Here is a 24,137-nt window from a genome sequence, read left to right on the forward strand (position 1 = left end):
AAAAAAACCGAAGCACAAGGCTTCGGTTCTGGTCGGCATCAGCGCAAGGCTCAGGCCGGGAACAGCTCGCTGAGTTTCATCGACAGCATCATGTCGCCTTCGACGCGCAGCTTGCCGCCCATGAAGGCCTGCATGCCGTCGGTTTCGCCGCTGACGATGCCCTTGAGGGTTTCGCTGTCCAGCACCAGGGTGCAGTTGGCGTCAGGGTTTTCGCCTTCCTGCAGGTCGCAGGTGCCGTCCTTGACGATCAGCGAGAAGTGCTTGTCTTCGTCGGTGATGTTGAAGCCGAACACCAGGTCCAGGCCGGCAGCGGCGGCAGGGTTGAACTTCTCTTGCATGGCTTGAACGGCTTTAGCTACGTCGGTCATGGTGTATTCCTTATTAAGTGATGTAAGCGACCCTGGGGCCGCAACAGGCCGGTGCTCATCGGTAGGTGATGAGCGCCGGCACCCTCAGCAACTGCACGTGGGCCTGGTTGTTGAAGGAAGCCAGCGCCACCTCGCGGCCACGAAACTTCAGATGGCTGAGCGAGGTGTTGACGATCTGCCAGTTCAGCGCGAACGCCTGGCTGGGGGTGATGCCGGTGATCAGGTGGAGCAGGGCGGTGATGGTGCCGCCGGAGGTGAAGATGGCAATGTTGTCGCCTTGCCCGGCCTCGCGCAGCAGGCGTTGCAGGCCGTCGTGCACCTGCTCGACGAAGCCTTGCCAGCTTTGCAGGCCGTCGACATCGTGCTCGCCGCCGTGCCAGCGCTGCACCAGCAGGGCGAACAGGCGCTGGAACTCGCTGCGGTTGTTGCGGGCATTGCGCAGGATGTGCAGCGCCTCGGGCTCGTCCGGCAGCAGGCCGGGCAGCAGCGCGCGGATGACGGCGTCGGCGTCGAATTCGTTGAAGGCAGGGTCGGTTTCCAGGCTGGGTACCGCGCTGCCGGTAGCCTGCAGGCGGGCCAGGGCCAGGCGTGCGGTGTGCTGCTGGCGGCGCAGGTCGCCGGCCACGCAGCGATCCAGGCGCAGGCCCAGCTGGGCGAGGTGATCGCCCAGTGCTTCGCTCTGGGCAATGCCGGTCGGCGACAACACGTCGTAGTCGTCGGCACCAAAGGAGGCCTGGCCATGTCGAATGAGGTAGATGCTGCCCACGTCGTATGCCTGGAGTGAAGGTTCTGGCGAGGGTAGGTGGCCGATGGCGGCCTGTCAACGAAAAAACATACAAGCGTTTGAAAAGGTCGTTTGAACTGCGTTTCGGGGCGTTGCCCACGCTGGTGGAGGCGTGGCCGCGCCGGTATGCTTGGGCCACGTTTGGCGCCGTACGGGCGCAGACATGTTAAGGAGCTACTGTGGATTTTCTTGCTGAATACGCCAGCTTTCTGGCCAAGACCGCGACCCTGGTGATCGCGCTCCTGGTGGTGTTGTCGGCCATTGCCGGGTTGCGCGGCAAGGGCCGGCGCAAGGCCGGGGGGCAGTTGCATGTGACTCGCCTCAACGATTTCTACAAGGACCTGCGCGAGCGCCTGGAGTCGGGTCTGCTCGACAAGGCCCAGCTCAAGGCCCTGCGCAAGCAGCAGGCCAAGCGCGACAAGCAGCAGAAGAAAAAGCCCGAGGACAAGCCGCGGGTGTTCGTGCTGGATTTCGACGGCGACATCAAGGCCTCGGCCACCGAGAGCCTGCGCAATGAAATCACCGCGCTGCTGACCCTCGCCACGCCCAAGGACGAAGTGGTACTGCGCCTTGAAAGCGGTGGCGGCATGGTGCACAGCTATGGCCTGGCCTCCTCGCAGCTGGCGCGTATCCGCCAGGCCGGCGTGCCGCTGACGGTGTGCATCGACAAGGTGGCGGCCAGCGGCGGCTACATGATGGCCTGCATCGGTGACAGGATCGTCAGTGCGCCCTTCGCCATTCTGGGCTCCATCGGGGTGGTGGCGCAGTTGCCCAACGTCAACCGCCTGCTGAAAAAGCACGATGTAGACTTCGAGGTGTTCACGGCGGGTGAGTACAAGCGCACCGTGACCGTGTTTGGCGAAAACACCGAGAAGGGCCGCGAGAAGTTCCAGGAAGACCTGGACGTGACCCATCAGCTGTTCAAGGATTTCGTCTCGCGTTACCGCCCGCAGTTGCACATCGATGAGGTGGCCACCGGCGAGGTCTGGCTGGGTGTGGCGGCACTGAACAAGCAACTGGTGGACGAGCTGCGCACCAGTGACGAATACCTGAGCGAACGCGCTCGCGATTCGAACCTGTATCACCTGCATTTTGCCGAACGCAAGAGCCTGCAGGAGCGCGTTGGCCTGGCTGCCAGCGCCTCCATCGAGAACACCCTGGTGGGCTTGTGGAGCCGTCTGGGCCGCTGGCGCTGAGCAATATGTAGCACTTCACCTGCGTCATGATGGGGTCTGCTTGGGGTTCAATCTACCCCGAGGACCATCATGACCACTCCCACCGATTCCACCGACACCTATGTCACCCCGGGGCCGCACGGCCCCTTCATCCATCAGCGCATGCCTGACTGGCTCAAGCACTCCACCCCTGCAAGTTTCGCGGCCCTGAGCCAGCCCTGGGGCGCCGAACAGCACCAGGGCGCAGGGGATGCGCCGGCGCCCTGGTTCAGCAATGCCCGCGAGGACCAGCGCCAGGCACTGCTCGCCTGCCAGCAGCACGCCCGCGCCTGCGCCGACGCGTTGGCGCGTACCCTGCGCCCCCTCAAAGGCATCGTCGAGTTCGCCGAGCCGCTGCTCAAGGCCAGGCTCAAGCGCGACTTGCAGCGCGACGACGACGTCAACACCCACGAATTCGTGCACGTTACCCACGACACCGAACTGCTGGGTGCGCTGGTGCGCGTGGTGCCCAGGCGCCAGAGCCTGCTGCAGGCGGCGCTGCAGAACTTTGCCCGGGATGCCGAATTCGACGCCGGTACGGCCCTGGCGGCCAAGGGCGCATTTTCCATGGCTCTGGTACCTGGCAGCGAGCACGCGCCGCGCTATCGCTACGTTTACAGCAGCAAGCTGGCGGTGGCCCCGCGCGACTTTGCCCGTGTGTGCCATGAGCTGGACCTGGGCAAGCAGTACCAGGACCACCTGGCTGCAGTGTACGAGGCGCCGGCCACCCATGATCGGGTTCGCCGGCAGTCCATCGAGGCCTACAAGGCGCGCCTGCGCGTGCGCACCTGGATTGCGGCGATGAAGGGCGAGATTGGCGAGGCTGCCCGCAGCGCCTTGCTCGGCTGGCTCGATGGCACCGGTGCCGCCCAGTACAACGGCAAGCCCCTGGTGTTCAGCACCCTGGAAATGTTCGGCATTGGCTTGTCCGGTATCTGGGTGGCCAGTGCCGACCGCCTGCTCAGCGAGCAGACCGAGCCTGTGCTGGTGTATGTGCCTGGCGCGCCCCTGTACCCGCTCAAGGAATACCCGAGCATCGAGGCGTTCAAGCGCGACCTGCGCATCAACCTGATTTCGCCCGCCTATCAGCAGGCCATGCGCGGTTGTGTGGCCCGGGCCGATGAAGAGCGCTTCTTCGGGCTGCTGGAAAGCAATCTGTTTCACCTGGTCGATGGCCAGCACGGGCTGCTGGAGCGCCAGCCCAACCTGGAGGCGGACCTGTACCTGCGTGAACACCGTGTGGAAGATGACCTGTTCGAGTTGCAGCATCGACGCCTGATCGAGAAGGCCAAGGCTGATGCGCGGCACCTGGCCGTGCCCAGTGCCGACGCGGACGAAGCGGCCCGCGAGGCGCGCCTGGCGTACTGGGAAAGCATCGGTCTGAACGTGCTCAACAGCGCCGCCTTCTTCGTACCCGGGCTGGGGGAGGTGATGGCGGTGGTGGCGGCCGGCCAGTTGATCGGGGAGGTGGTCGAGGGCATCGAAGACTGGGAGGTGGGTGATCGCGAGCTGGCCATGGCGCACCTGCAGTCGGTGGCACTGAACATTGCATTCGCCGTGGGCCTGGGGCTTGCCCTCAAGCCGTTGGCCGTCGGGCCGGGCAGCGAGTTGCTGGAAGGCACAGTCCAGATCAGGCTGGCCAACGGGCAGTACCGGCTGTGGAAGCCGCAGCTGGAGCCCTATGCCGCGGATGTCGATCTGTCGGGGGTCGTGCCGGACCTTCAGGGGCGCTACAGCGTGGGCGACAAGACCTACATTCGTGTGCAGGGCCGCGCCTACGAGGTGGTCGGCACCGAAGCGGGCCAGTACCAGGTCCGCCATCCTCGCGATGACGCCTACCAGCCGCCGGTGGTGCACAACGGCGCCGGGGCCTGGCGCCTCGAGGCCGAAGACCCGCAGCAGTGGGAAGGCCTGACGTTGTGGCGGCGCCTGGGCCATCTGGTGGACGGCATGGGTGACGAGGACCTGCTGAACATGGCCGCCATCACCGGCATCGACGAGGCACGCCTGCGCCGCCTGCACAGCAACAACGAGCCTTTGCCGGCGTTGCTCGGCGACAGCCTGGTGCGCTGGCAGATGAGCCGCAGGGTGGCGGATGTGATTGCGGCCATGCGCGACGGGCAACCACTGGCCACCGAGCTCGATGCCTTGCCCCTGGCCTTGCTCACACGCATGCCGGGTTGGCCGGCCGGTGTGCTGGTGCGGGTGATGGAGGACGGGCAGCTGGTCAAGGAGTACGGTACGCCGCTGAGCGCCGACAACCGGACCCTGTCGATCACGCGCCAGGAACTGGTCGACGGTCGCTTCCTGACAACGCTGCTGCAGGGCTTGACCGAACAGGAAGAGAAGGCCCTGTTCGGCCCCTACCTGGCCAGGACCGAGGCTGGTCGCCTGACGCAATTGCGTGAAGCCTATGCCCTTTACGCCAGCGTCAACCGCAGCCAGGTGTTCGACAGCCTCTACCGCGCCGACCCGGTGCAGGAGGTGGCGGGCATGGCGGTGGTACGCAAGCAGTTTGCCGGGCTGGCGTGGCGGCAGGCCAGAGAGCTGGTCGAGAGTGCCAGCGTCAGCGAGCGAGCGCAGCTCACCGCCAACCCGCCGCGGGTGCCGTTGCGCCTGGCCGAACAGGCCCGCTGGCTGGCGGAGCAGGTGCGCGTGGTGCGTGCCCGTGAGGGCCTCTACCTGGGCTACACCGATCGCCTGGACTGCCTGAAGGTTGCCATGGACCAGTTGCAGGCCTTGCCGGGTTGGTCTGGCGATGTGCTGTTGCAGGTACGTGAGGGCAGCCCGTGGGGCGATGAGCTCAAGGCGGTCGGGAGCAGCACGGCCACCGGCACCAAGCGTATTCTCGCGCGGCTGGACGAAGGCTATCAGGCCTATGACAGCGAGCATAACGCGCTGGGCGGGGTGGAGCCGTTGTGCGCCGCCATGCTGCATGCGCTGCCCGACAGCGAGCGCGTGCTGCTGGGCCTGAACATCAACCAGGCCGACGCGTTGCGCCTGATGTTGGCCGAGAATGCCGCCAAGGATACGGCTGCGGTGCGTAGCAGCATCGGCGTGCGTCCGCGCACGCGCTGGTTCAAGCCGCCAATGCGCATGCTCGATGGCCAGATCGGTTATCCGCTCAGTGGCCGGCGCCCGTTCGGCAGGCCGCAGACGCCGATGCAGCGGGCCCGGGCGCTGTACCCCGACCTGGCGGTGGACGAGGTGCAGGCCTTTTTGCAGGAGCTAGGTGAGGGGCTCAGTGAGGAGGAGCTGCTGGTCAAGCTTGAGGGGCGTCGCCAGGAACTGTTCAAGCTGATCGATGAGCTGACCGCCTGGCGCAACGATCAGTCCGTGAGTTTCGCCACCCGTCGCCACCGGGAGGTGGCGGCCGATCGCATCGAGCGTTGCTGGCGGCGCCAGACCAGCCCGGTGGTAACCTTTGAAGGGCGAACCGTCGGCTACACCCTCAACCTGTCGGAGACGCGCCTTGAAGGTCTGCCGATTCTGAGTGCCGATTTCAGCCATGTGGCGTCGCTGTTCATGCGCGACATGCAGTTGAGCGAATTGCCCGAAGCCTTTGTCGAGCAGTTTGCCAATACGCGCTGGCTCAACCTTTCCAACAACCTGTTCAGCACCCTGCCTGCCGCGCTGGAAGCCATACCGCGCATCACCCGGCTGACGTTCAGCTACAACAGCCTGGTCATGGATGCTGCTGCCAATGCGGTGCTGGCCAAACTGGCTCGCCTGAGAATCCTCAACCTGGACCACAACCCCTTGATAACCGCGCCCGATGTTTCGACCCTGGTCGACCTGCGCGGGCTCAGGCTGCAGCACACGGGCATCAGTACCTGGCCGACCGGCCTGATGGACCTTGACATGCTCGAAGAGGTCGACCTGCGCGCCAACAACATTCAGGTGGTGCCGCAGGACGTGCTGGCGCCCGCAGCCGAGCGTGTCGATCGGGTGTTGAGGATCAATCGGGTCACCAGCCTGCACGGCAACCCGATCGATGCCGACAGCCAGGTCAGGCTGACGGTCTATCGTCAGCGCACGCGTATCAGCTTTGGCGTGACGCCGAACCTGCGCGTCCATTTTGCGCCCGAGCCGATGGCTGCTGGTGCCACGGCCTGGCTTGCCGGTGCAGATGCGGTGCAGGCGGCCGAACTGCAGGCGATGTGGGATGCGCTCAAGGCCGAACCGGGCACCGACGAACTGTTCCGGCTGTTCGATGACCTGGGGGAGACGTCCGATTTTCGCGAGACCTACGACGACCTCAAACAGCGGGTGTGGGCGCTGATCAAGGCAGTGAGCGCCAACACGGCGCTGCGCGAGGAGGTACTGCAGACCCTGGACAGCGTGCGCAACTGTGGCGATGCGGTGATCCTGGTGTTCAGCCAGCTTGAGGTGCAGGTGCTGATCAATCAGGCCCTGGCGCTGGGTACCCAGCTGGGTGCCGAGTGGTCACTGATGAAGCTGGCGCGCGGGCTGTATCGTCTGGAGCAGGTCGAGCTGATTGCCCAGCGGGTCATCGATGCACGTGTGCGTGCTGGCACGATGGTGGACGAGGTCGAAGTGCGGCTGGCTTACCGTACCGCGCTGACCGAGCCGCTCGAGCTGCCGGGGCAGCCCAACACCATGCGCTACCGAGCCACTGCCCAGGTCAGCGATGCCGATATCAAGGCTGCGCAGAAGGAGATCGAAGAGGGCGAGACGCCGGCAGTGCTCAAGGCTTCGATTGCCCAGCGCGACTTCTGGGTCAGCTACCTGAAGGTGCAGTATGCCGAGCGCTATCAGCGCATCGCCAAGCCGCTGCACGCCCGCATGGAGGCCTTGCAGGCAGATGCCGATGCCGGGCACATCACCGAAGCGGCGTACCTGCGCCAGAGCCACGTACTGCAAGCCAACCTGGCCAAGGAGGAGAAAAAGTTGCTGGAGACGCTGACGGCAGAAATCTGGAACAGCGTGCCTGACCAGGTCACCCGGTTGTAAATTCGACGCCACAAAAAAAGGCCCCGCAAGGGGCCTTTTTCATGGGGCGGTGTTCAGCGTCGACGGAACAGCGGCTGCGGCTCGTCGGTGGCGGCCTGGTAGGTCACCGAGAAGTCCTGCAGGCTCTGCAGCGCTTCGACCGGGTCCTTGTCGGCCCGCAGGGCGAAGGCGTCGAAACCGCAACGCTTCATGTAGAACAGCTGGTCGCGCAGCACGTCGCCGATGGCACGCAGCTCGCCGGTGAACTTGTAGCGGTCACGCAGCAGGCGCGCATTGGAGTAGTTGCGCCCGTCGGTGAAGGCCGGGAAGTTCAACGCGATGACCTGGAAGCTGGCCACGTCATCGCCGATTTCCTCGGCTTCCTCGTCGGCATCCAGCCACACGCCCAGGCCGCCGTCGCGGGCCTTGAGGGCATGGGCGTGCTCGCGCCACAGGTGCAGCGGCACGATATAGTCGTCGCAGTTGGTCAGTTCGTCCAGGGTGACGTCCTTGGGCAGCAGGTGCCAGGTTTCGTCGACGATCTGGTTGCCCTTAATGATTCGCTGCATAGACGCGCTCCTTGAAAGGGTCGATGCCAATACGTTGGTAGGTGTCGATGAAGCGCTCGTCTTCAGTACGTTTCTCGACGTACACATCGATCAGCTTCTCGATCACGTCCGGCATGTCGTCCTGGGCGAACGAGGGGCCGAGGATCTTGCCCAGGCTGGCGTCGCGGCTGGCGCTGCCACCCAGGGACACCTGGTAAAACTCCTCGCCCTTCTTGTCCACCCCGAGAATGCCGATATGGCCGACGTGGTGGTGGCCGCAGGCGTTCATGCAGCCGGAGATGTTCAGGTCCAGTTCGCCGATGTCGAACAGGTAGTCCAGGTCGTCGAAGCGGCGCTGGATGGATTCGGCGATCGGGATCGACTTGGCGTTGGCCAGCGAGCAGAAGTCGCCGCCCGGGCAGCAGATGATGTCGGTCAGCAGGCCGATGTTCGGCGTGGCGAAGCCGTTTTCACGCAGCTCCAGCCACAGCGCGTGCAGCTGGCGCTGCTCGACGTCGGCCAGGATGATGTTCTGCTCGTGGGAGGTGCGCAACTGGCCGAAGCTGTAGCGTTCGGCAAGGTCGGCCACCGCGTCCAGCTGCTTGTCGGTCAGGTCGCCCGGCGCCACGCCGGTCGGCTTGAGCGACAGGGTAACGGCCACATAGCCCGGCTTCTTGTGCGCCAGGGTATTGCGCGTGCGCCAGCGGGCGAAGCCCGGGTGCTGCTGGTCGAGCTCGGCCAGCTGGCTGTCGAGGTTGTCCAGCGCCAGGTAGTCGGGGTCGACGAAGTGCTTGGCCACGCGATGCACTTCGGCATCGGTCAGGGTGGTGCTGCCGCCGCGCAGGTGCTCCATTTCGGCGTCGACCTTCTGGGCGAACACCTCCGGCGTGAGGGCCTTGACCAGGATCTTGATGCGCGCCTTGTACTTGTTGTCACGGCGACCGTAACGGTTGTACACGCGCAGGATCGCGTCCAGGTAGCTGAGCAGGTCCTGCCAGGGCAGAAATTCGTTGATGAAGGCGCCCACCACCGGGGTACGGCCCAGGCCGCCGCCGACCAGCACGCGAAAGCCCAGTTCGCCGGCCGCGTTGTGCACCGGCTCCAGGCCGATGTCGTGCACTTCGATGGCCGCACGGTCGCTGGCCGAGCCATTGATGGCGATCTTGAACTTGCGCGGCAGGTACGCGAACTCGGGGTGGAAGGTGGTCCACTGACGCACGATTTCACACCATGGGCGCGGGTCGATCACTTCGTCCGCGGCAACGCCGGCGAACTGGTCGGTGGTGACGTTGCGCAGGCAGTTGCCGCTGGTCTGGATCGCGTGCATCTGCACCGTGGCCAGCTCGGCGAGAATCTCGGGGATGTCCTCCAGGGCTGGCCAGTTGTACTGCACGTTCTGCCGGGTACTGATGTGCGCGTAGCCCTTGTCGTAGTCGCGAGCGATTTTGGCCAGCATCCGGGTCTGGCGCGACGTCAGCTGGCCGTAGGGCACGGCTACCCGCAACATCGGGGCAAAACGTTGAATATAGAGGCCATTTTGCAGGCGCAGGGGGCGGAACTCTTCTTCGCTCAGCTCACCGGCCAGGTAGCGTCGGGTCTGGTCTCGGAACTGCTTGACGCGGTCCTCGATGATCCGCTGATCGTACTCGTCGTATACGTACATAGGGGTCCTGTTCTCAGGCTGCTTGCAGCTAATCGCGCGCACGGCCGCGCACTCCGGGGCGGAGCCGAGGCAAGATAGCAGTTTGCGTTTATGCGCAAAAGTGATGTTTTTGCATATGAAAAGAACTATATGGACTAAGTGAGACTGGCTAGCGTTTGGCTGTCACCTGAGCGTTGCCCGTGCCGTCGCGGTTATACTCGGCGCTTTGCGTTGCAGGAGCGTACTCGAATGCTCAAGGCCTTGTGCCTGTCGGTGTGGCTGGGCCTGTCGCTGGTGAGTGGCGCCCAGGCGGCCTCGGTGGTGTTTCTCAATCCGGGCAATGCCGACGAGACCTTCTGGGTCAGTTACTCGCGTTTCATGCAAGGCGCCGCGCAGAACCTGGGCATGTCCCTGCGAGTCGAGTACAGCGGGCGTGATCGCCAGCGTGTGCTGCATCAGGCGCGACAGGCGCTTCAGGGGCCGCAGCGGCCGGACTACCTGGTGCTGGTCAACGAGCAGTACGTGGCGCCGGAGATCATCCGCCTGTCGCGCGGCAGCGGGGTCAGGCTGTTTCTGGTCAACAACGGCCTGACGGTCGACCAGGCGCGGCAGGTGCACGAGTATCCGGACCGTTATCCGCCGGTCCTCGGCACCCTGACCGGCAACGACGAGGAGGCCGGCTACCGCATGCTCAAGACGCTGGTCGAGCAGTTGCCGCCCGCTGCCCTAGAGCAGGGCGTGGACCTGCTGGCGTTCTCGGGGTTGAAGCACACCCCGGCAGCGCAGTTGCGTGAGCAGGGCATGCACCGGGCGTTGGCCGAGTTGCCCGGCGTGCACCTGCGCCAGCTGGTGTATGGGGAATGGAGTCGCCAGCGCGCCTATGAGCAGGCGCAGTTGCTGGGTGCGCGTTATCCGCGTACGCAGCTGGTGTGGTCGGCCAATGACGAGATGGCGTTCGGCGCGATGCAGGCATTCGAGGAGGCCGGGCGGGTGCCGGGCCGGGATGTGCTGTTCAGTGCGGTGAACAGTTCGCCACAGGCCCTGCAGGCGCGAATCGAGGGTCGATTGAGCGTGTTGATGGGCGGGCACTTTTCTCTGGGCGGGTGGGCCATGGTGCTGCTGCACGATGATGCGCAGGGCGTGCCGATCGGTCAGTTGCTCGCCCGGCCGCGGCCGGTGCCGGTGCTTCAGCTGATCGATGCGGTCAAGGCACGGCGCTGGCTCACGCTTGAACAGCAGGGCGACTATGGGCTGGATTTCAAGGGGTTCAGCGCCGTTGGCAAGGCGCCAGGGTATCGATACCCGTTCCTGAAGGACGCGATGGACTACTAACCGACGAGCTGTACAAAAACCCTGCTTGAGCAAAGGGCATTGCTGGACTTAACTGCATCAGGTGCAGTGCATTCCCATAACCACAACAAGAGGCAATGCAATGGGAAATCCAAGCAAGGCAAGCAAGCCGGACAGCAGTGTCGATGCGTGGGCGATACTCTGCCTGATTGTACTGGTGGTCGTGACGGCGGTTTACTGGGTCAGTCACCAATAGGCCAAGCCGCAAGAGCGAATCAACCCGCTCTTGCGGACATGCCGGTACAGCACCACCCTCAAGCCTTCAGCAAAGCCTCCGGTGCCTCGGCAGGCACCGGTCGCCCGATGGCCTGCTCGACCCGGCGCGCCACCACCGGGTCATCGGCAAAGGGTATGAGGCTTGCCTGGTCATCCACCTGGTCGCTATGGCGCCTCAGGCAGGCGCTGGTGATCAGGTAGAAGAACATCAGTCCGGTCACGCAATACAACCCATATGCCCAGCCGTTCATTCGCTGCCCCTTACGCCATCTGCGCGTTGTCCAGTGCCAGTTTCGGGTCTGCCACGCGTACCGTGCGCCAGGTGTTCCAGGCCATCAGCAGCATCCCGCTCAGGAAGCACACGCCACCGACGAAGCGCACGATGAAGCCCGGGTGGCTGGCCACCAGTGCCTCCACGAACGAGTAGGTGAGGGTGCCGTCGTCGTTGATGGCGCGCCACATCAGGCCCTGGGTGATGCCGTTGACCCACATCGAGGCGATGTACAGCACGGTACCGATGGTGGCCAGCCAGAAGTGCAGGTTGATCAGCCCGATGCTGTACATCTTCTCGCGGCCGAACACCTTGGGAATCATGTGGTACAGCGCGCCGAAGGTGATCATCGCCACCCAGCCCAGCGCACCCGCATGCACGTGGCCGATGGTCCAGTCGGTGTAGTGCGACAGGGCGTTGACGGTCTTGATCGCCATCATCGGCCCTTCGAAGGTCGACATGCCGTAGAACGCCAGCGACAGCACCAGGAAACGCAGGATCGGGTCGCTGCGCAGCTTATGCCAGGCGCCCGAGAGGGTCATCATGCCGTTGATCATGCCGCCCCAGCTCGGGGCCAGCAGGATGATCGACATCGCCATGCCCAGCGACTGCGCCCAGTCGGGCAGGGCGGTGTAGTGCAGGTGGTGCGGGCCTGCCCAGATGTACAGGGTGATCAGCGCCCAGAAGTGCACGATCGACAGGCGGTAGGAATACACCGGCTTGCCGACCTGCTTGGGCACGAAGTAGTACATCATCCCCAGGAAGCCGGTGGTCAGGAAGAAGCCGACCGCGTTGTGGCCGTACCACCACTGCACCATCGCATCGGTGGCCCCCGCGTACACCGGGTAGGACTTGAACCAGCTGACCGGAATCGACAGGTGGTTGACCACGTGCAGCATCGCGATGACCACGATGAAGGCCCCGAAGAACCAGTTGCCGACATAGATGTGCGTGCCCTTGCGGCGCAGCAGGGTGCCGAAGAACACCACGCCATAGGCCACCCACACGATCGCCATCCACACCGCGCCGGTGAATTCGATCTCGGCGTATTCCTTGGTGGTGGTAAGGCCCAGGGGCAGGCTCAGCAGCATGATCACGATGGTTGCCTGCCAGCCCCAGAAGGTGAAGGCCGTCAGCCAGTCGCTGTAGAGGCGTACCTGGCAGGTGCGCTGCACCGCGTAGTAGCTGGCGGCAAATTGCGCGCTGCCGGCGAAACCGAAGATCACCAGGCTGGTGTGCAGGGGGCGCAGGCGGCCGAAGGTGGTCCAGGGCAGGTCCAGGTTGAGCTCCGGCCAGACCAGTTGCGAGGCGATCCATACGCCCATGGCCATGCCGACGATGCCCCACACCACCGTCATGACCACGAACTGCCGGACCACCTTGTAGTTGTAGGCCTGTGCCTGTTGATGAGTACTCATGGCTGTTTATCCGCGTTTCCTTCCTAGCCCACCCCCCGACGGGACGAGCACAGGCGCTGACTCTAGAAAGCCTGCCGCAGACAAAACAGACTCAGAAACAGGCCTTATATACGGATCAGATAAAAGCCCTGTATTCATTGGGCAAAAGCGCTACTGATCTGTAACAGCTGCGACATTTGAACGCTGTTATGCGGCCTAAATCGCCGTCAACGGGGTGACCATCGGCCGCAGCCAGGGTTCATTGGAATTATCTTGACATCACCGCGAAACGCAGTAGAGAATTTCACAAACTTTGCGCGCAAAGTTTTGCAGGCAGGGGCTTTCTGTCGTTGTTGCAGGCGTTGCGCGATCCGATACGACACTTAACGCGCCAGGGCTAACGGGACGACGCAGGTGCGCATCCCGCGCACGCATTCGGCACCGGAAAATATAATAACGAAGGGAGCAACAGATGAAGCTTTCCAAAGAATTGGTCCTCCAGGCAAAGGCGACATTCGGTACGCCTACCTACCTGTATGACGAGGCGGTGCTGCGCAGCAGTTTCAATGAACTGCGCGACGCCTTGCCCGACTGCGTGGATATCTTCTACGCGCTCAAGGTCAATCCGAATCTGTCGCTGGTGAAGCTGATCCGTTCGTACGGCGGCAACACCGAGGTCTGTTCGCTGGGCGAGCTGGAAATCGCCCTGAAGGCGGGCGTTGCACCCCAGGACATCATTTTCCTGGGCCCCTATAAGAAGCCCGAGGAACACCGCCGGGCGCTGGAAGTGGGGGTGTACGCCATCGTCGTCGAATCCGAAACCGAACTGCGCGCGCTTTCTGCCCTGGCCGGCTCGCTGGGCTGTACCGCACCGGTGGCCATTCGCATCAATCCCAATTTCTCGGCCTCGGGCTCGCCCTGGAAGATGGGCGGGCGCCCGACCCACTTCGGTATCGAGGAAGACACCGCAGTGGCCAATTTCGGCCAGTACCTGGCGCTGCCCAACCTGCATATCAAGGGCATTCACGTCTACAACGGCACCAAGATCCTCGACGCCCAGTCGGTGTATGACAATGCCAGCTACATCCTCGACCTGTACCGCAACCTCACCCTTCGCTACGACCTGGACCTGAGCATGGTCGACGTCGGCGGCGGCCTGGGCATCAAGTACTACGAGAACGAAAAGGAACTCGACACCCGTCAGCTCAAGCAGCTGCTGGCGCCGCTGTTCGACAGTTTCCATCGCCAGTTCCCGCGTACCCGCATCATCGTCGAGTCCGGCCGTTTCGTGGCCGGCAAATGCGGCGCGCTGCTGGTCACCGTCGACAACATCAAGCACAACCACGGCAAGACCTTCGCCGTGACCGACGGCGGCACCAACTGCCACGGTGCCGCGGCGGGCAGCGGCCAGGTGCTCAAGCGCAACTTCCGCATCGTGCACGCCACCGGCAGCAATGGCGCGCCGCTGCGCGAGTACCATATCTCCGGCCCGCTGTGCAGCCCCGACGACCTGCTGGGGCGTGACGTGCGCATCGAGACCCTGAGCGAAGGCGACCTGCTGGCGGTGACGGCCTCCGGTGCCTATGGCCCCACGGCCTCGCCCACCCTGTTCCACAGCCATGGTCACCCGGCCGAGGTGATCGTCAGCCACGGCCGCCTGTTCCTGGCCAGGGCCCGTCAGACCGCACTGGAGATCCGCGACAGCCACGCCGACGTGGCGCTGGACGACATGCTCGCCGCCCCGGCCAGCGCACCTGCTGCCAGCAGCGCACCGGGCGTGACGGCCAGCGGCGCCACGCAGGCGCAACTGATCGAGATCCTGCGGGTGGTGCTCAAGCTGCCAGCCAGTACCGAGGTGCGTGCCGACTCGCACCTGCGTGACCACCTGGGGCTCGACTCGCTCACCTCGATGGAGCTGCTGGTCAGCCTGGAGGACGAGATCGAAGGCTTCTTCGTCAACCCCGACACCATTGCCCCCGGGCACTTCAATACCGTGACGACGCTGGCGCAGTACATCGACGCCAACCGCCAGAACGCCCCCGAAACCGCCTCGCAAGGCCAGCCAGAGGTACAGTATGAGCCGGTCTAGCGTGCTCCTGCAGCAGGTACTGGAGGCCAGCAACGGCCTGTACCCGCGCAAGGCGGCAGTCATCTATGCCGATGAAACCTACACCTATGCCGACCTCGACGATTCCAGTTCGCGGCTGGCCTCGGGCTTGCAGGCCTGTGGCCTGCAGCGTCAGGAACGGGTGGTGCTGTGCCTGGGCAACCGGGTAGAAACCATCTGTGCCTTCTGGGGTGTGCTCAAGGCCGGTGGCGTGGTGGTCAATGTCGGCCTGGAGACCCACGCCGACGGCCTTGACTACATCGTGCGGGACGCCGAGGCCTCGGTGCTGATCACCACCTCGGAGAAGTTCGCCAGCCTGTCGGTGGACACCCCGAGCCTGCCGTACCTGCGCACCATCGTGCTGCTGGACGGCGAGGCCGACTCGGCGCTGACACGCACCTTCGAGGGTGTGCTGATGCAGGGCAACGGAGCTCCGGTGCCTTGCGGCACGCTGGACCTGGACCTGGCCGCGATCATCTATACCTCCGGGTCCACCGGCGAGCCCAAGGGCGTGATGCTGACCCATCGCAACATGCTCGCGGCGCTGTCGTCGCTGCACACCTACCTGGGCTACAACGACAGCGACCACGTGCTCTGCTCGTTGCCGCTGTCGTTCGACTATGGCCTGTACCAGATGATCATGGCGCTGAGCGCGGGCGCCACCCTGGTACTGGAAAAGGAATTCACCTGGCCGATCTTCCTGATCAAGAAGATCCGCCAGTACCAGATCACGGTCATCCCGTTCGTGCCCACCATGCTCATGCTGCTGCATGAGTACGCGAGCAAGCGCAACGCCAGTTTCGAGCACGTGCGCATGGTCACCAATACCGGCGCGGCGCTCAAGCCGCCGCACATTGCGCAGATGAAGGCGCTGTTTCCGCAGGCGCAGATCTTCTCCATGTACGGCCTGACCGAGTGCAAGCGCTGCACCTACCTGCCGCCAGAGGACATCGACAGCAAGCCGGGCAGCGTCGGCATCGCCATTCCCAACACCGAGTTGTGGCTGATCGACGAGCACGGCCAGCGCATCGACCAGGCCCACCAGGTGGGCCAGTTGGTGATTCGCGGCGCCACGGTCATGGCCGGCTACTGGCGCAACCCGCAGGCCACGGCGAAAAAGCTCAAGCCCGGCCCCTATCCCGGGGAGAGCGTGCTGCATACCGGCGACTACTGCCACCTGGACGAAGACGGCTACCTGTATTTCGAAGGCCGGATGGATCACGTGATCAAGTCCCGCGGCATGAAGGTCAGCCCGGCGGAAGTGGAAGACTTCTTCTACGCCATGGCAGGCATCGACGCGGCAGCGGTGGTCGGTGTCGAGGATGCTGCGGCCGGCGAAGGGCTGTGGGCTTTCGTGACCTTGAGCCAGGGCGTCACGCTCAGCGCCGAGCAGTTGCTCGAACGCTGCCGCGCCGGGCTCGAGCCGCACAAGGTGCCACTGGCAATCAGTATCGAGCTCACCTTGCCGCGCACCGCCAACGGCAAGTTCGACCTCAAGCAGTTGCAACACACGGCACGCTCGGCACAGCTGGCGGCCGCCGGCTGACAGGCGCTGCGGGTGTTGCCCGTTACCTCGAAACAATGCTTACGCAGGGAGTATCTACATGCGTCTTGGCAATAAAAGCAGGGACCAGACCCTGGACGTCAACGGGCAGACGTTTGCCCTGCGGGTCTGGGGCGAGGAGGGGGCTCATCCGGTATTGGCCGTGCATGGCTGGCTGGACAACGCCGCCTCCTTCGAACAGGTGGCGCCGTACCTGAAGGATTGCTTCGTGGTGGCACCGGACCTCGCCGGGCACGGACGCTCGGACCATCGGCGTGCCGACAGTGGCTACTATCTGTGGGAACATGCCGACGACATGAATACCCTGGTCGAGTGCATGGGCTGGAAGCGCTTTTCGGTGATCGGCCATTCCATGGGCAGCGGCATCGCGTCGATCCTGGGGGCGATGAACAAGTCCATCGACAGCATGATCTTCCTCGATGGCATGGGCGCTCCGTTCACCATCGCCGAAGAAGACACCGTGGAGCACCTGAAGAAGGCCCATCGCCTGATGCGCCTGGCCCTGCGCACCCGCCTGCATGGGTTCTCGGCCCCCGACAGCGTGCAGTTCAGCAGCGTCGAGGCGGCGGTCAACGAGCGGCGCAACAGTATCGACGGCCTGCTCTCGCCGGCCTCGGCACGCCTGCTGGCCATGCGCGACCTGCTCAGCGTGGGGGATGGCTACCGCTGGCGTCACGACCCGCGGCTGGTGCTGCCCGAACCGATGCAGCTGACCGAGCGTCAGGCCTGCGACTTCCTGCGTCAGATCAGTTGCCCGCTGCATGTGATGCTCGGGCGCCAGGGCCTGTTTGCCGGCCCGGAATTCGACAAGCGCAAAAAAGCGTTGCCCTGGGCCAGCCGTGTGCACTGGCATGATGGCGGGCACCATTTTCATCTCGAAGCGGCAAGTGACAGCCTGATCGCACAGATCAACACCGCCCTTGCGCAAAACGAGCAGGGCCCGGTGCGACGAATAGCCAATGAGTAACGGAGTAGGCGTGTGAAAGAGTTCTGGATTGCCCCGTCGATGCTGGCGGCCGATTTTGCCCGGTTGGGCGAGGAAGCCGAGCGGGTTCTGGCTGCCGGTGCCGACGTCATCCACATCGACGTGATGGACAACCACTACGTACCCAACCTGACCATGGGGCCGCAGTTCTGCAAGGCCCTGCGCAGCTACGGCATCACCGCGCCGCTGGATGTGCACCTGATGGTCACCCCCGTGGACCCGATGATCCAGGCATTTGCCGAGGCGGGTGCCGACTACATCTCGATTCACCCCGAGGCCACCGTTCACCTGGACCGCTCCCTGCAACTGATCAAGGATCTGGGGTGCAAGGCGGGCCTGGCCTTCAATCCGGCAACAGGGCTGGAGGAATGCAAGTATGTGTTCGACAAGCTCGACCTGTTGTTGCTGATGTCGGTCAACCCCGGCTTCGGCGGGCAGTCGTTCATCCCGGCGGTCTTGCCCAAGATCGAAGCAGCGCGCAAGCTGATCGATGCCAGTGGCCGTGACATCCGCCTGGAAGTGGATGGCGGGGTCAACCTTCACACCATCGGCCAGGTCGCTGCGGCCGGTGCCGACATGTTCGTGGCCGGTACGGCGATCTTTTCCCAGCCCGATTACCGCGCCACGCTCCACGCCTTGCGCAGCACGATTGCCGATGCCGCCCCGCGGCGCCAGTCATGAGCTGTGCAGTGAATTTCGCGAACCAGCATGAGTTACCCGTCCTTGCACAATAATACGTTTATCAAGGCCTTGCTGCGCCAACCCACGGCGCATACGCCTGTCTGGCTGATGCGCCAGGCCGGCCGCTACCTGCCCGAGCATCGTGCCCTGCGTGCCAGGGCCGGCTCGTACCTGGACCTGGTGAAGAACCCGGACCTGGCCACCGAGGCCAGCCTGCAACCGCTGCGCCGTTTCAGCCTGGATGCCGCCGTGGTGTTCGCCGACATGCTCAGCCTGCCCGACGCCATGGGGCTGGGCCTGTACTGCGTGAACGGCGATGGCCCGCGCTTTCGTCACCCCTTGCGTGACGAGGCGGCCATCGAGCGCCTGCGCGTGCCCGAACCCGAGGCGCTGGAGCACACCTACCAGACCCTTGCCCAGGTGCGTCACGAACTGGAGGGCAAGGTGCCGGTGGTGGGCTTTGCCGCAAGCCCCTGGACCCTGGCCTGCTACATGGTCGAGGGTGGCCCGCCGGGCGACTGCCAGTTGATCAAGAAGATGCTCTACCGTCGCCCGGAACTGCTGCACCGGTTGCTCAAGGTGCTCGGTCACGCGGTGGCTGCCGACCTCAATGCACAGATCGAGTCCGGCGCCCAGGCGGTGATGCTGGTGGACAGCTTCGGCGGTGTGCTGGCCGACGCTGCCTATCGGCGTTTCTCCCTGTATTACCTGCGTGAAGTGCTGGCGCGCCTGCACAAGACCCAGCATGGCGTGCGCATTCCCTCCATCGTGCATACCCGTGGTGGCGCCCAGTGGCTCAGCCCGCTGGCCGACAGCGGCGCCGATGCGCTGGGCCTGGACTGGACGTGTGACCTGGCGCTGGCACGCCAGCTGGTGGGCAACTGCGTGGCGCTGCAGGGCAACCTCGACCCGGCCGTGCTGCTGGCAGACGAGGCGAGCATTCGCCGCGAGGTGCGACGCACCCTGCAGACGTTCGGACCACCGGCGGCCGGTTTCGGCCATGTGTTCAACCTGGGGCAGGGCATTTCGCCGGCCACTTCGCCAGAGGCGGTTGCAGTACTGGTCGACGCGGTGCATCACTACAGCCGCGTCGCGGGAGGTGTGCATGCTTGACCCGACGTTCGACTTCGACAAGATGCTGTGTTTCTCGCTGTATTCGACAGCCAACGCCATGGTTCGGGACTATGCCGAACCGCTCAAGCGACGTGGCGTCACCTACCCGCAACTGCTGGTGATGGCCGGGTTGTGGGGCAAGGATGATGTGTCGATCAGCGCCTTGAGCGAGCTCACCCTGTTCGACCTGGGCACGTTGACGCCAATCGTCAAGCGCCTGGCGGATGCGGGGTTCATCACCGTGTACCTGGACCCCAGCGACCGGCGCCGACGCAACCTGCTGCTGACCGACAAGGGCCGTGAGCTCAAGGCCGAGGCGGCGCAGGTGTTCAGCAACATGGCGTGCAAGATCGACCTGGGCGAGGGCGAGGTGGAGCAGGTGCTCAACGTGTGCCACCGGATCCGTACCCGCCTGCGCTGACCCGCACCCATTCGCCAGCAAGGCCTGCTCCTGTAGGAGCCAGCCTTGCTGGCGAACAGCCACACCACCCACCACATTGGCACACTCGCCAACCACCCTGGCAGCCAGCGAAACATCCCGCCTGCGGCGGCGCCATACACTCTCCTGGGATGTTCCCAACCATAACAAAAGGAGTGTTCATGACTGCCGGCACCGTACCCCTGCTAGCCAGTGTCCAGCGTTTTCTCGGACGCCAACACGGCCTGTACATCAATGGCGGCTGGCGGCCGTCCACCTCCAGCCAGACCCTTACCGTCTTCAACCCGGCCAACGGCCAACCCATTGCCGTGACCCCCGATGCCAGCGCCGAGGATGTCGACCAGGCCGTGCAATCGGCGCATCGGGCATTCGTCAGTGGCGTGTGGGCGCGCCGCGCCCCGGCCGAGCGCGAGCGTATCCTGCTGCGCTACGCCGATTTGCTCGAACAGCACGGTGAAGAGCTGGCCCAGCTCGAAACCCTGGAACAAGGCAAGTCGATCAACATCGCCCGCGCCTTCGAAGTCGGCAGTACCCTGAACTGGATGCGCTACACCGCCGGCCTCACCACCAAGATCTGCGGGCGCACCCTGGATGTGTCGATCCCGGTGCCCGAAGGTGCCCGCTACACCGCCTATACGCGCAAGGAGCCGGTCGGCGTGGTGGCTGGCATCGTGCCGTGGAACTTCCCGCTGATGATCGGCATGTGGAAGGTGATGCCCGCCCTGGCGGCCGGCTGCTCGATCGTCATCAAGCCCTCCGAGATCACCCCGTTGACCCTGATGCGCATGGCCGAGCTGGCCACCGAGGCCGGCATTCCGGACGGCGTGTTCAACCTGATCACCGGCAGCGGCAGCGTATGCGGCAGCGCCCTCACCAGCCACCCGCGGGTGGCGAAGATCAGCTTTACCGGCTCTACCGCCACCGGCAAGCACATTGCCCGTTCGGCGGTCGACCGCCTGACGCGCCTGTCACTGGAGCTGGGTGGCAAGAACCCGGCCATCGTGCTGGCCGACGCCGATCCGCAGCAGGTGATCGAAGGCCTGATGATGGGCAGCTTCCTCAACCAGGGGCAGGTGTGCGCCGCCAGTTCGCGTATCTATGTCGAGGCGCCGCTGTTCGACCGCCTGGCAGCGGACTTCGAGCAGGCGATCAAGGGGCTGAGCGTAGGCCCGGGCCTGGATCCCAGCGCGCAGATCAACGCCGTGGCTTCCGGCGCGCACCAGCAGTCGGTGCAGGCCTACCTGGCCGATGCCCGCGAGCAGGGCGCGCAGATCATCAGCGGTGCCAGCGCGCCGGATGCCAATGGCTACTACGTCAGCCCGTCATTGATCCTCAACCCCGACGACAACCTGCGCCTGACCCGCAGCGAAGTGTTCGGCCCGGTGCTGAGCCTGACCCGCGTGGCCGATGTGGAAGAAGCGCTGGCCCGCGCCAACGACAGCGACTATGGCCTGACCGCCAGCCTGTGGACCACCAGCCTCAAGTCGGCCATGGACCTCACCCCGCGCATCGAGGCCGGCACCGTGTGGGTCAACAGCCACACCCTGATCGATGCCAACATGCCGTTTGGCGGCTTCAAGCAATCCGGTACCGGGCGTGATTTCGGCGTCGACTGGCTGGACGCCTTCACCGAGACCAAGTCGGTGTGCATCCGCCACTGAGGCGGCTGGCAGGCCGCAGGCGCTCAGCTGTAGCGCTTGCGGTACTCGCCGGGCGACACGCCAAAGCGCTGCTTGAACGCAGTGGTGAAGTAGCTGCTGTTGGAGAAGCCCCAGGTGTACCCCAGCGCCGACAGCTTGAGGGTCGACTGCGGGTTGCGCAGGGTTTCGGCGCAGATGTCCAGGCGCCGGTTCTTGATGTACTGCGCGATCACCAGGCCCTTCTTGGCGAACACCCGGTACAACCCGCGCATCGACACGCCGATGTCGCGCGCGATCATCTCCGGGCACAGCGCCTCGTCGGCAATGTGCGTCTCGATCAGCGCCAGGCTTTTGCGAAAGATGCGTTCATGCGGGTCGGGGTTGCTGTCGCTGCCGCACAGTGCCGGGCGCATCAGGCTGATCAGCGCATCGATCACCGCTTCGCTTTCGGCCAGGCTCACCTCGTCCAGCTGGGTCGAGGACAACAGCATCTGCTGGGCGAGCAGGGCGACCGGCGAACCGGCCGGGATCTTGCGCCCGATCTCCACCGGGGTGAAGCGCAGCAGCTGGTCGACCCGGTCGTGGGGCAGTATCAGCGAGATCTGCTGGGAGGTATCGCCAAAGGTGAAGTCGCTGGGGCGTGCACTGTCGATCAGCAGGATGTCCCCCGGCATCAGCACTTCGCGGGCGTCGTCCTGGGCCATGTTGGCCATGCCCTTGAGCTGGAACACCGCAAAGTACTTGTGTTCGCTGCTGCGCTGCACCTCGCGCGGCGTGCGCAGCAGCCGCGCGTGAGAGCTGCTCACGTGACTGAAGCGCAGGGCGCCCAGCTGGCGGGGGCGAATCTCACCGCTGAACGCATCCCCCAGCGCGGCACCGTCGAACTCGCCGCAGGCATGGTTGATGTCGGCCAGCCATTGCTGGAAGTGCTGCTGGGCAGTAGCGGTATTCATGGGTCACACCTCACACCTGGCATTGTTGTTAGGGTGCATGTGATGGCTGGGGGCACGCGCTGCAGGTTAGCGCAGCCCGCCGAAGCGCCGGTAGAAGTTTTCGCTGGCATCGGGCAGCGGGCCGTCTGCGGTTTCCATCGCACTGCTCAGCCACTGTTCGGCCGGGGCACAGGTCAGTCGGTACAGGTTGCGGCACAGCTGGCGTGCGGCGCGGCCCTCCCAGTCGCCCGGCAGCAGTTCGTCGGGCAGGTGCGGGTCGCGCAGCAGCAGCTTGCGGTACTCGTGAATCAGCAGCAGGCGCACCATGAAGCAGTCCATCGGCTGCAGGCTGTCCTGCTCGCGCAGCGCCTGCCACACCGGGCGAAACAGCTGGATGAACTCGCTGTACTGCGCCCCCAGCTCCTCGATACGCCAGCTTTCGCGCACCTGGGCACGCAAGGCGCGGGAGGCCATCACGTCCTGGCCGGTGGTCTCGAACAGGATGGTGTCTTCCAGCGCGTCCAGGTCCAGCAGGGTGGCGTTGATGTCGGTGCGGTCGGCCCGCGGGCTGGCCAGCACCACCGGCGAGATGGCGCCAAAGCCCTGCCATTCGAGCTCTTCGCGCACCTGCTTGCGCTTGTCGGCAGACAGCTGGGTGAGCATCGCCAGGTGCCAGGAGCCATCCCACTGCGGCACCACCGAGCTGTACACCCGCTTGAAAGCCTTGTCGAAACGCCGCCGCCCGGCACCGGTGAGGCTGTAGTAGCTGCGCCGGCCGACCTTTTCGGCGGTCAGCCAGCCTTCCTTGGTCAGGCGGAACATCGAGGTGCGGATCAGCCGCTCGTTGATGCCGAAGGGCTCGAGCAACTGGATCAGGCTGCCCAGCCACACGGTGCCGCCGTGGGGTTCGATGGCATCGCCATACAGGGTGACGATCAGCGAACTGGCACGGATCGGGATCTGTTCCTGGAAACGGGTGACGAGCTGATTGAGGGGCGCGAGCGACGACATGGAGGATCCGCTGGGTGAAACCCCGGAATATAACTGCCGTTTGTCCTTCAAGGCCAGCGTTGCCGCCGGCACTTCAGGCCGTGTGGTTTTTCGGGCGGAACGTACTGTCGCTGACACGTCTGCGGTCCTGTTCGGGTTGGCTCAAGGGGCTGCATTCCACCATCTGCTCCAGGCAGCGCCGGGTCAGTGCGTGGTACTCGCCCGTGCCGCCCTGCTTCCAGTGCACTTCAGCGTCGCTCAGGCTGCGTTTGACCTGGGCCGGCGAGCCCACCACCAGCGAGCGGGGCGGGCAGTCGAAGCCGGCCTTGACGAAGGCGGTGGCACCGACGATCGAGCAGGCACCGATCACGGCGCCGTCCATGACCACCGCATTCATGCCCACCAGCGCATCGGCACCGATGCGGCAGCCGTGCAGCACGGCGCCGTGGCCCACGTGCCCGTTGCGCTCGATCACCGTGTCGCTGTCGGGGAAGCCGTGCATCACGCAGGTGTCCTGCAGGTTGGCGCCCTGTTCGAGAATGATGCGTCCGAAATCGCCGCGCAGGCTGGCCAGCGGGCCTACATAGCAGTCGGGGCCGACGATCACGTCGCCAATCAGCACCGCCGAAGGGTGCACGTAGGCGCTGGGGTCGATGACCGGGGTGATTCCGCCAAGGCTGTAGCAGGTCATGTCGGTTTCCTGTGGACGGGGATGACAGCGAATATAACGTATTGTTACTTGTTTGCAATGCTTCGATGTATCGCTTCCTGGCGCTTTACTCGCTATAAGCGCAGTGTTTGCTGGGTTTATTTGGCACGCATGGAAAACAAATAGACACAGACAAGTCGCAGTAATGTTGATTTTGTGTATCGTATTGTGGCTATACTCTGCCGCAATCGGCCTCGACCCAACAATAACAGCCAGCCTCGACTGGCCCGTGCG

General features: G+C 64.5%; 19 protein-coding genes. 10 read left to right on the forward strand and 9 right to left on the reverse strand.

Going from position 1 to position 24,137, the window contains the following annotated elements:
- Window positions 1-50: 50 nt before the first annotated feature.
- Together CR917_RS23810 and CR917_RS23815 are read right to left on the reverse strand one after the other, a co-directional pair.
- A complete protein-coding gene (locus CR917_RS23810; protein WP_043859921.1) occupies window positions 51-368 on the reverse strand; it encodes an SCP2 sterol-binding domain-containing protein in 318 nt (105 codons plus the stop codon).
- Window positions 369-423: 55 nt separating this feature from the next.
- A complete protein-coding gene (locus CR917_RS23815; protein WP_104573045.1) occupies window positions 424-1,134 on the reverse strand; it encodes a histidine phosphatase family protein in 711 nt (236 codons plus the stop codon).
- Between the two features lie 197 nt (window positions 1,135-1,331).
- Here CR917_RS23815 and sohB point away from each other — a divergent pair, with 197 nt between their 5' ends.
- A complete protein-coding gene (sohB, locus tag CR917_RS23820; RefSeq protein WP_054915449.1) occupies window positions 1,332-2,348 on the forward strand; it encodes a protease SohB in 1,017 nt (338 codons plus the stop codon).
- Between the two features lie 69 nt (window positions 2,349-2,417).
- A complete protein-coding gene (locus CR917_RS23825; protein WP_104573046.1) occupies window positions 2,418-7,340 on the forward strand; it encodes an NEL-type E3 ubiquitin ligase domain-containing protein in 4,923 nt (1,640 codons plus the stop codon).
- 53 nt (window positions 7,341-7,393) lie between these two features.
- On the opposite strand, the gene CR917_RS23830 is transcribed toward CR917_RS23825, so the two are convergent.
- Both CR917_RS23830 and CR917_RS23835 read right to left on the reverse strand, forming a co-directional pair.
- Window positions 7,394-7,888 (reverse strand): DUF934 domain-containing protein, encoded by a 495-nt coding sequence (locus CR917_RS23830; protein WP_043859917.1) that lies wholly within the window; start codon window positions 7,886-7,888, stop codon window positions 7,394-7,396.
- Window positions 7,872-9,530, reverse strand: coding sequence for a nitrite/sulfite reductase (locus CR917_RS23835; RefSeq protein WP_043859916.1), 1,659 nt, complete (start codon window positions 9,528-9,530; stop codon window positions 7,872-7,874). The genes CR917_RS23830 and CR917_RS23835 overlap by 17 nt, the downstream gene beginning before the upstream one ends.
- 228 nt (window positions 9,531-9,758) lie before the next feature.
- Between CR917_RS23835 and CR917_RS23840 the strand changes: the two genes are divergently transcribed.
- Window positions 9,759-10,841 (forward strand): ABC transporter substrate-binding protein, encoded by a 1,083-nt coding sequence (locus CR917_RS23840; RefSeq protein WP_058541135.1) that lies wholly within the window; start codon window positions 9,759-9,761, stop codon window positions 10,839-10,841.
- Between the two features lie 272 nt (window positions 10,842-11,113).
- Here CR917_RS23840 and CR917_RS23845 read toward each other — a convergent pair whose 3' ends face one another.
- On the reverse strand, window positions 11,114-11,326 hold the full coding sequence (locus CR917_RS23845) for a cbb3-type cytochrome c oxidase subunit 3 (RefSeq protein WP_371920445.1): 213 nt from the start codon (window positions 11,324-11,326) through the stop codon (window positions 11,114-11,116).
- A 10-nt stretch (window positions 11,327-11,336) separates the two neighbouring features.
- Window positions 11,337-12,764: a cytochrome-c oxidase, cbb3-type subunit I gene (ccoN, locus tag CR917_RS23850; RefSeq protein ID WP_043863022.1), complete on the reverse strand. Its 1,428-nt coding sequence runs from the start codon at window positions 12,762-12,764 to the stop codon at window positions 11,337-11,339.
- A gap of 451 nt (window positions 12,765-13,215) precedes the next feature.
- Between ccoN and CR917_RS23855 the strand changes: the two genes are divergently transcribed.
- From CR917_RS23855 to CR917_RS23885, 7 genes are all read left to right on the forward strand, one after another.
- On the forward strand, window positions 13,216-14,832 hold the full coding sequence (locus CR917_RS23855; protein WP_104573047.1) for a phosphopantetheine-binding protein: 1,617 nt from the start codon (window positions 13,216-13,218) through the stop codon (window positions 14,830-14,832).
- The gene (locus CR917_RS23860; protein ID WP_104573048.1) at window positions 14,819-16,396 is read left to right on the forward strand and encodes a class I adenylate-forming enzyme family protein; all 1,578 of its coding nucleotides are present in this window, start codon (window positions 14,819-14,821) and stop codon (window positions 16,394-16,396) included. The genes CR917_RS23855 and CR917_RS23860 overlap by 14 nt, the downstream gene beginning before the upstream one ends.
- 58 nt (window positions 16,397-16,454) lie before the next feature.
- Window positions 16,455-17,381 carry an alpha/beta fold hydrolase gene (locus CR917_RS23865; protein WP_104573049.1) on the forward strand — a complete coding sequence of 309 codons (927 nt, stop codon included), beginning with the start codon at window positions 16,455-16,457 and terminating at the stop codon, window positions 17,379-17,381.
- 12 nt (window positions 17,382-17,393) lie between these two features.
- Window positions 17,394-18,080, forward strand: a complete 687-nt coding sequence (gene rpe, locus CR917_RS23870) for a ribulose-phosphate 3-epimerase (protein WP_043863018.1) — start codon at window positions 17,394-17,396, stop codon at window positions 18,078-18,080.
- Window positions 18,081-18,107: 27 nt separating this feature from the next.
- Window positions 18,108-19,193 carry a uroporphyrinogen decarboxylase gene (gene hemE, locus CR917_RS23875; protein ID WP_054915444.1) on the forward strand — a complete coding sequence of 362 codons (1,086 nt, stop codon included), beginning with the start codon at window positions 18,108-18,110 and terminating at the stop codon, window positions 19,191-19,193.
- The gene (locus tag CR917_RS23880; protein ID WP_043863016.1) at window positions 19,186-19,614 is read left to right on the forward strand and encodes a MarR family winged helix-turn-helix transcriptional regulator; all 429 of its coding nucleotides are present in this window, start codon (window positions 19,186-19,188) and stop codon (window positions 19,612-19,614) included. The genes hemE and CR917_RS23880 overlap by 8 nt, the downstream gene beginning before the upstream one ends.
- 179 nt (window positions 19,615-19,793) lie before the next feature.
- Window positions 19,794-21,293: an aldehyde dehydrogenase family protein gene (locus CR917_RS23885; RefSeq protein WP_104573050.1), complete on the forward strand. Its 1,500-nt coding sequence runs from the start codon at window positions 19,794-19,796 to the stop codon at window positions 21,291-21,293.
- A 23-nt stretch (window positions 21,294-21,316) separates the two neighbouring features.
- Here CR917_RS23885 and feaR read toward each other — a convergent pair whose 3' ends face one another.
- From feaR to paaY, 3 genes are all read right to left on the reverse strand, one after another.
- Entirely contained in the window at window positions 21,317-22,225 is a 909-nt protein-coding gene (gene feaR / locus CR917_RS23890; protein ID WP_104573051.1) for a transcriptional regulator FeaR, read from the reverse strand.
- A 66-nt stretch (window positions 22,226-22,291) separates the two neighbouring features.
- Window positions 22,292-23,215 carry a phenylacetic acid degradation operon negative regulatory protein PaaX gene (gene paaX, locus CR917_RS23895; protein WP_054915441.1) on the reverse strand — a complete coding sequence of 308 codons (924 nt, stop codon included), beginning with the start codon at window positions 23,213-23,215 and terminating at the stop codon, window positions 22,292-22,294.
- Window positions 23,216-23,288: 73 nt separating this feature from the next.
- Window positions 23,289-23,885, reverse strand: coding sequence for a phenylacetic acid degradation protein PaaY (gene paaY, locus CR917_RS23900; RefSeq protein WP_043863012.1), 597 nt, complete (start codon window positions 23,883-23,885; stop codon window positions 23,289-23,291).
- Window positions 23,886-24,137: the final 252 nt, after the last annotated feature.

This window comes from Pseudomonas sp. BRM28, assembly GCF_002939405.1.
Taxonomy (GTDB): Bacteria; Pseudomonadota; Gammaproteobacteria; order Pseudomonadales; family Pseudomonadaceae; genus Aquipseudomonas; species Aquipseudomonas palmensis.

What these genes read in the sequence shown, in the direction of transcription:
- CR917_RS23810 (WP_043859921.1), bottom strand. Translation starts at nt 368, where the DNA reads ATGACCGACGTAGCTAAAGCCGTTCAAGCCATGCAAGAGAAGTTCAAC.
- CR917_RS23825 (WP_104573046.1), top strand. Translation starts at nt 2,418, where the DNA reads ATGACCACTCCCACCGATTCCACCGACACCTATGTCACCCCGGGGCCG.
- CR917_RS23830 (WP_043859917.1), bottom strand. Translation starts at nt 7,888, where the DNA reads ATGCAGCGAATCATTAAGGGCAACCAGATCGTCGACGAAACCTGGCAC.
- CR917_RS23835 (WP_043859916.1), bottom strand. Translation starts at nt 9,530, where the DNA reads ATGTACGTATACGACGAGTACGATCAGCGGATCATCGAGGACCGCGTC.
- CR917_RS23840 (WP_058541135.1), top strand. Translation starts at nt 9,759, where the DNA reads ATGCTCAAGGCCTTGTGCCTGTCGGTGTGGCTGGGCCTGTCGCTGGTG.
- CR917_RS23845 (WP_371920445.1), bottom strand. Translation starts at nt 11,326, where the DNA reads ATGAACGGCTGGGCATATGGGTTGTATTGCGTGACCGGACTGATGTTC.
- ccoN (WP_043863022.1), bottom strand. Translation starts at nt 12,764, where the DNA reads ATGAGTACTCATCAACAGGCACAGGCCTACAACTACAAGGTGGTCCGG.
- CR917_RS23855 (WP_104573047.1), top strand. Translation starts at nt 13,216, where the DNA reads ATGAAGCTTTCCAAAGAATTGGTCCTCCAGGCAAAGGCGACATTCGGT.
- CR917_RS23860 (WP_104573048.1), top strand. Translation starts at nt 14,819, where the DNA reads ATGAGCCGGTCTAGCGTGCTCCTGCAGCAGGTACTGGAGGCCAGCAAC.
- CR917_RS23865 (WP_104573049.1), top strand. Translation starts at nt 16,455, where the DNA reads ATGCGTCTTGGCAATAAAAGCAGGGACCAGACCCTGGACGTCAACGGG.
- hemE (WP_054915444.1), top strand. Translation starts at nt 18,108, where the DNA reads ATGAGTTACCCGTCCTTGCACAATAATACGTTTATCAAGGCCTTGCTG.
- CR917_RS23880 (WP_043863016.1), top strand. Translation starts at nt 19,186, where the DNA reads ATGCTTGACCCGACGTTCGACTTCGACAAGATGCTGTGTTTCTCGCTG.
- CR917_RS23885 (WP_104573050.1), top strand. Translation starts at nt 19,794, where the DNA reads ATGACTGCCGGCACCGTACCCCTGCTAGCCAGTGTCCAGCGTTTTCTC.
- feaR (WP_104573051.1), bottom strand. Translation starts at nt 22,225, where the DNA reads ATGAATACCGCTACTGCCCAGCAGCACTTCCAGCAATGGCTGGCCGAC.
- paaX (WP_054915441.1), bottom strand. Translation starts at nt 23,215, where the DNA reads ATGTCGTCGCTCGCGCCCCTCAATCAGCTCGTCACCCGTTTCCAGGAA.
- paaY (WP_043863012.1), bottom strand. Translation starts at nt 23,885, where the DNA reads ATGACCTGCTACAGCCTTGGCGGAATCACCCCGGTCATCGACCCCAGC.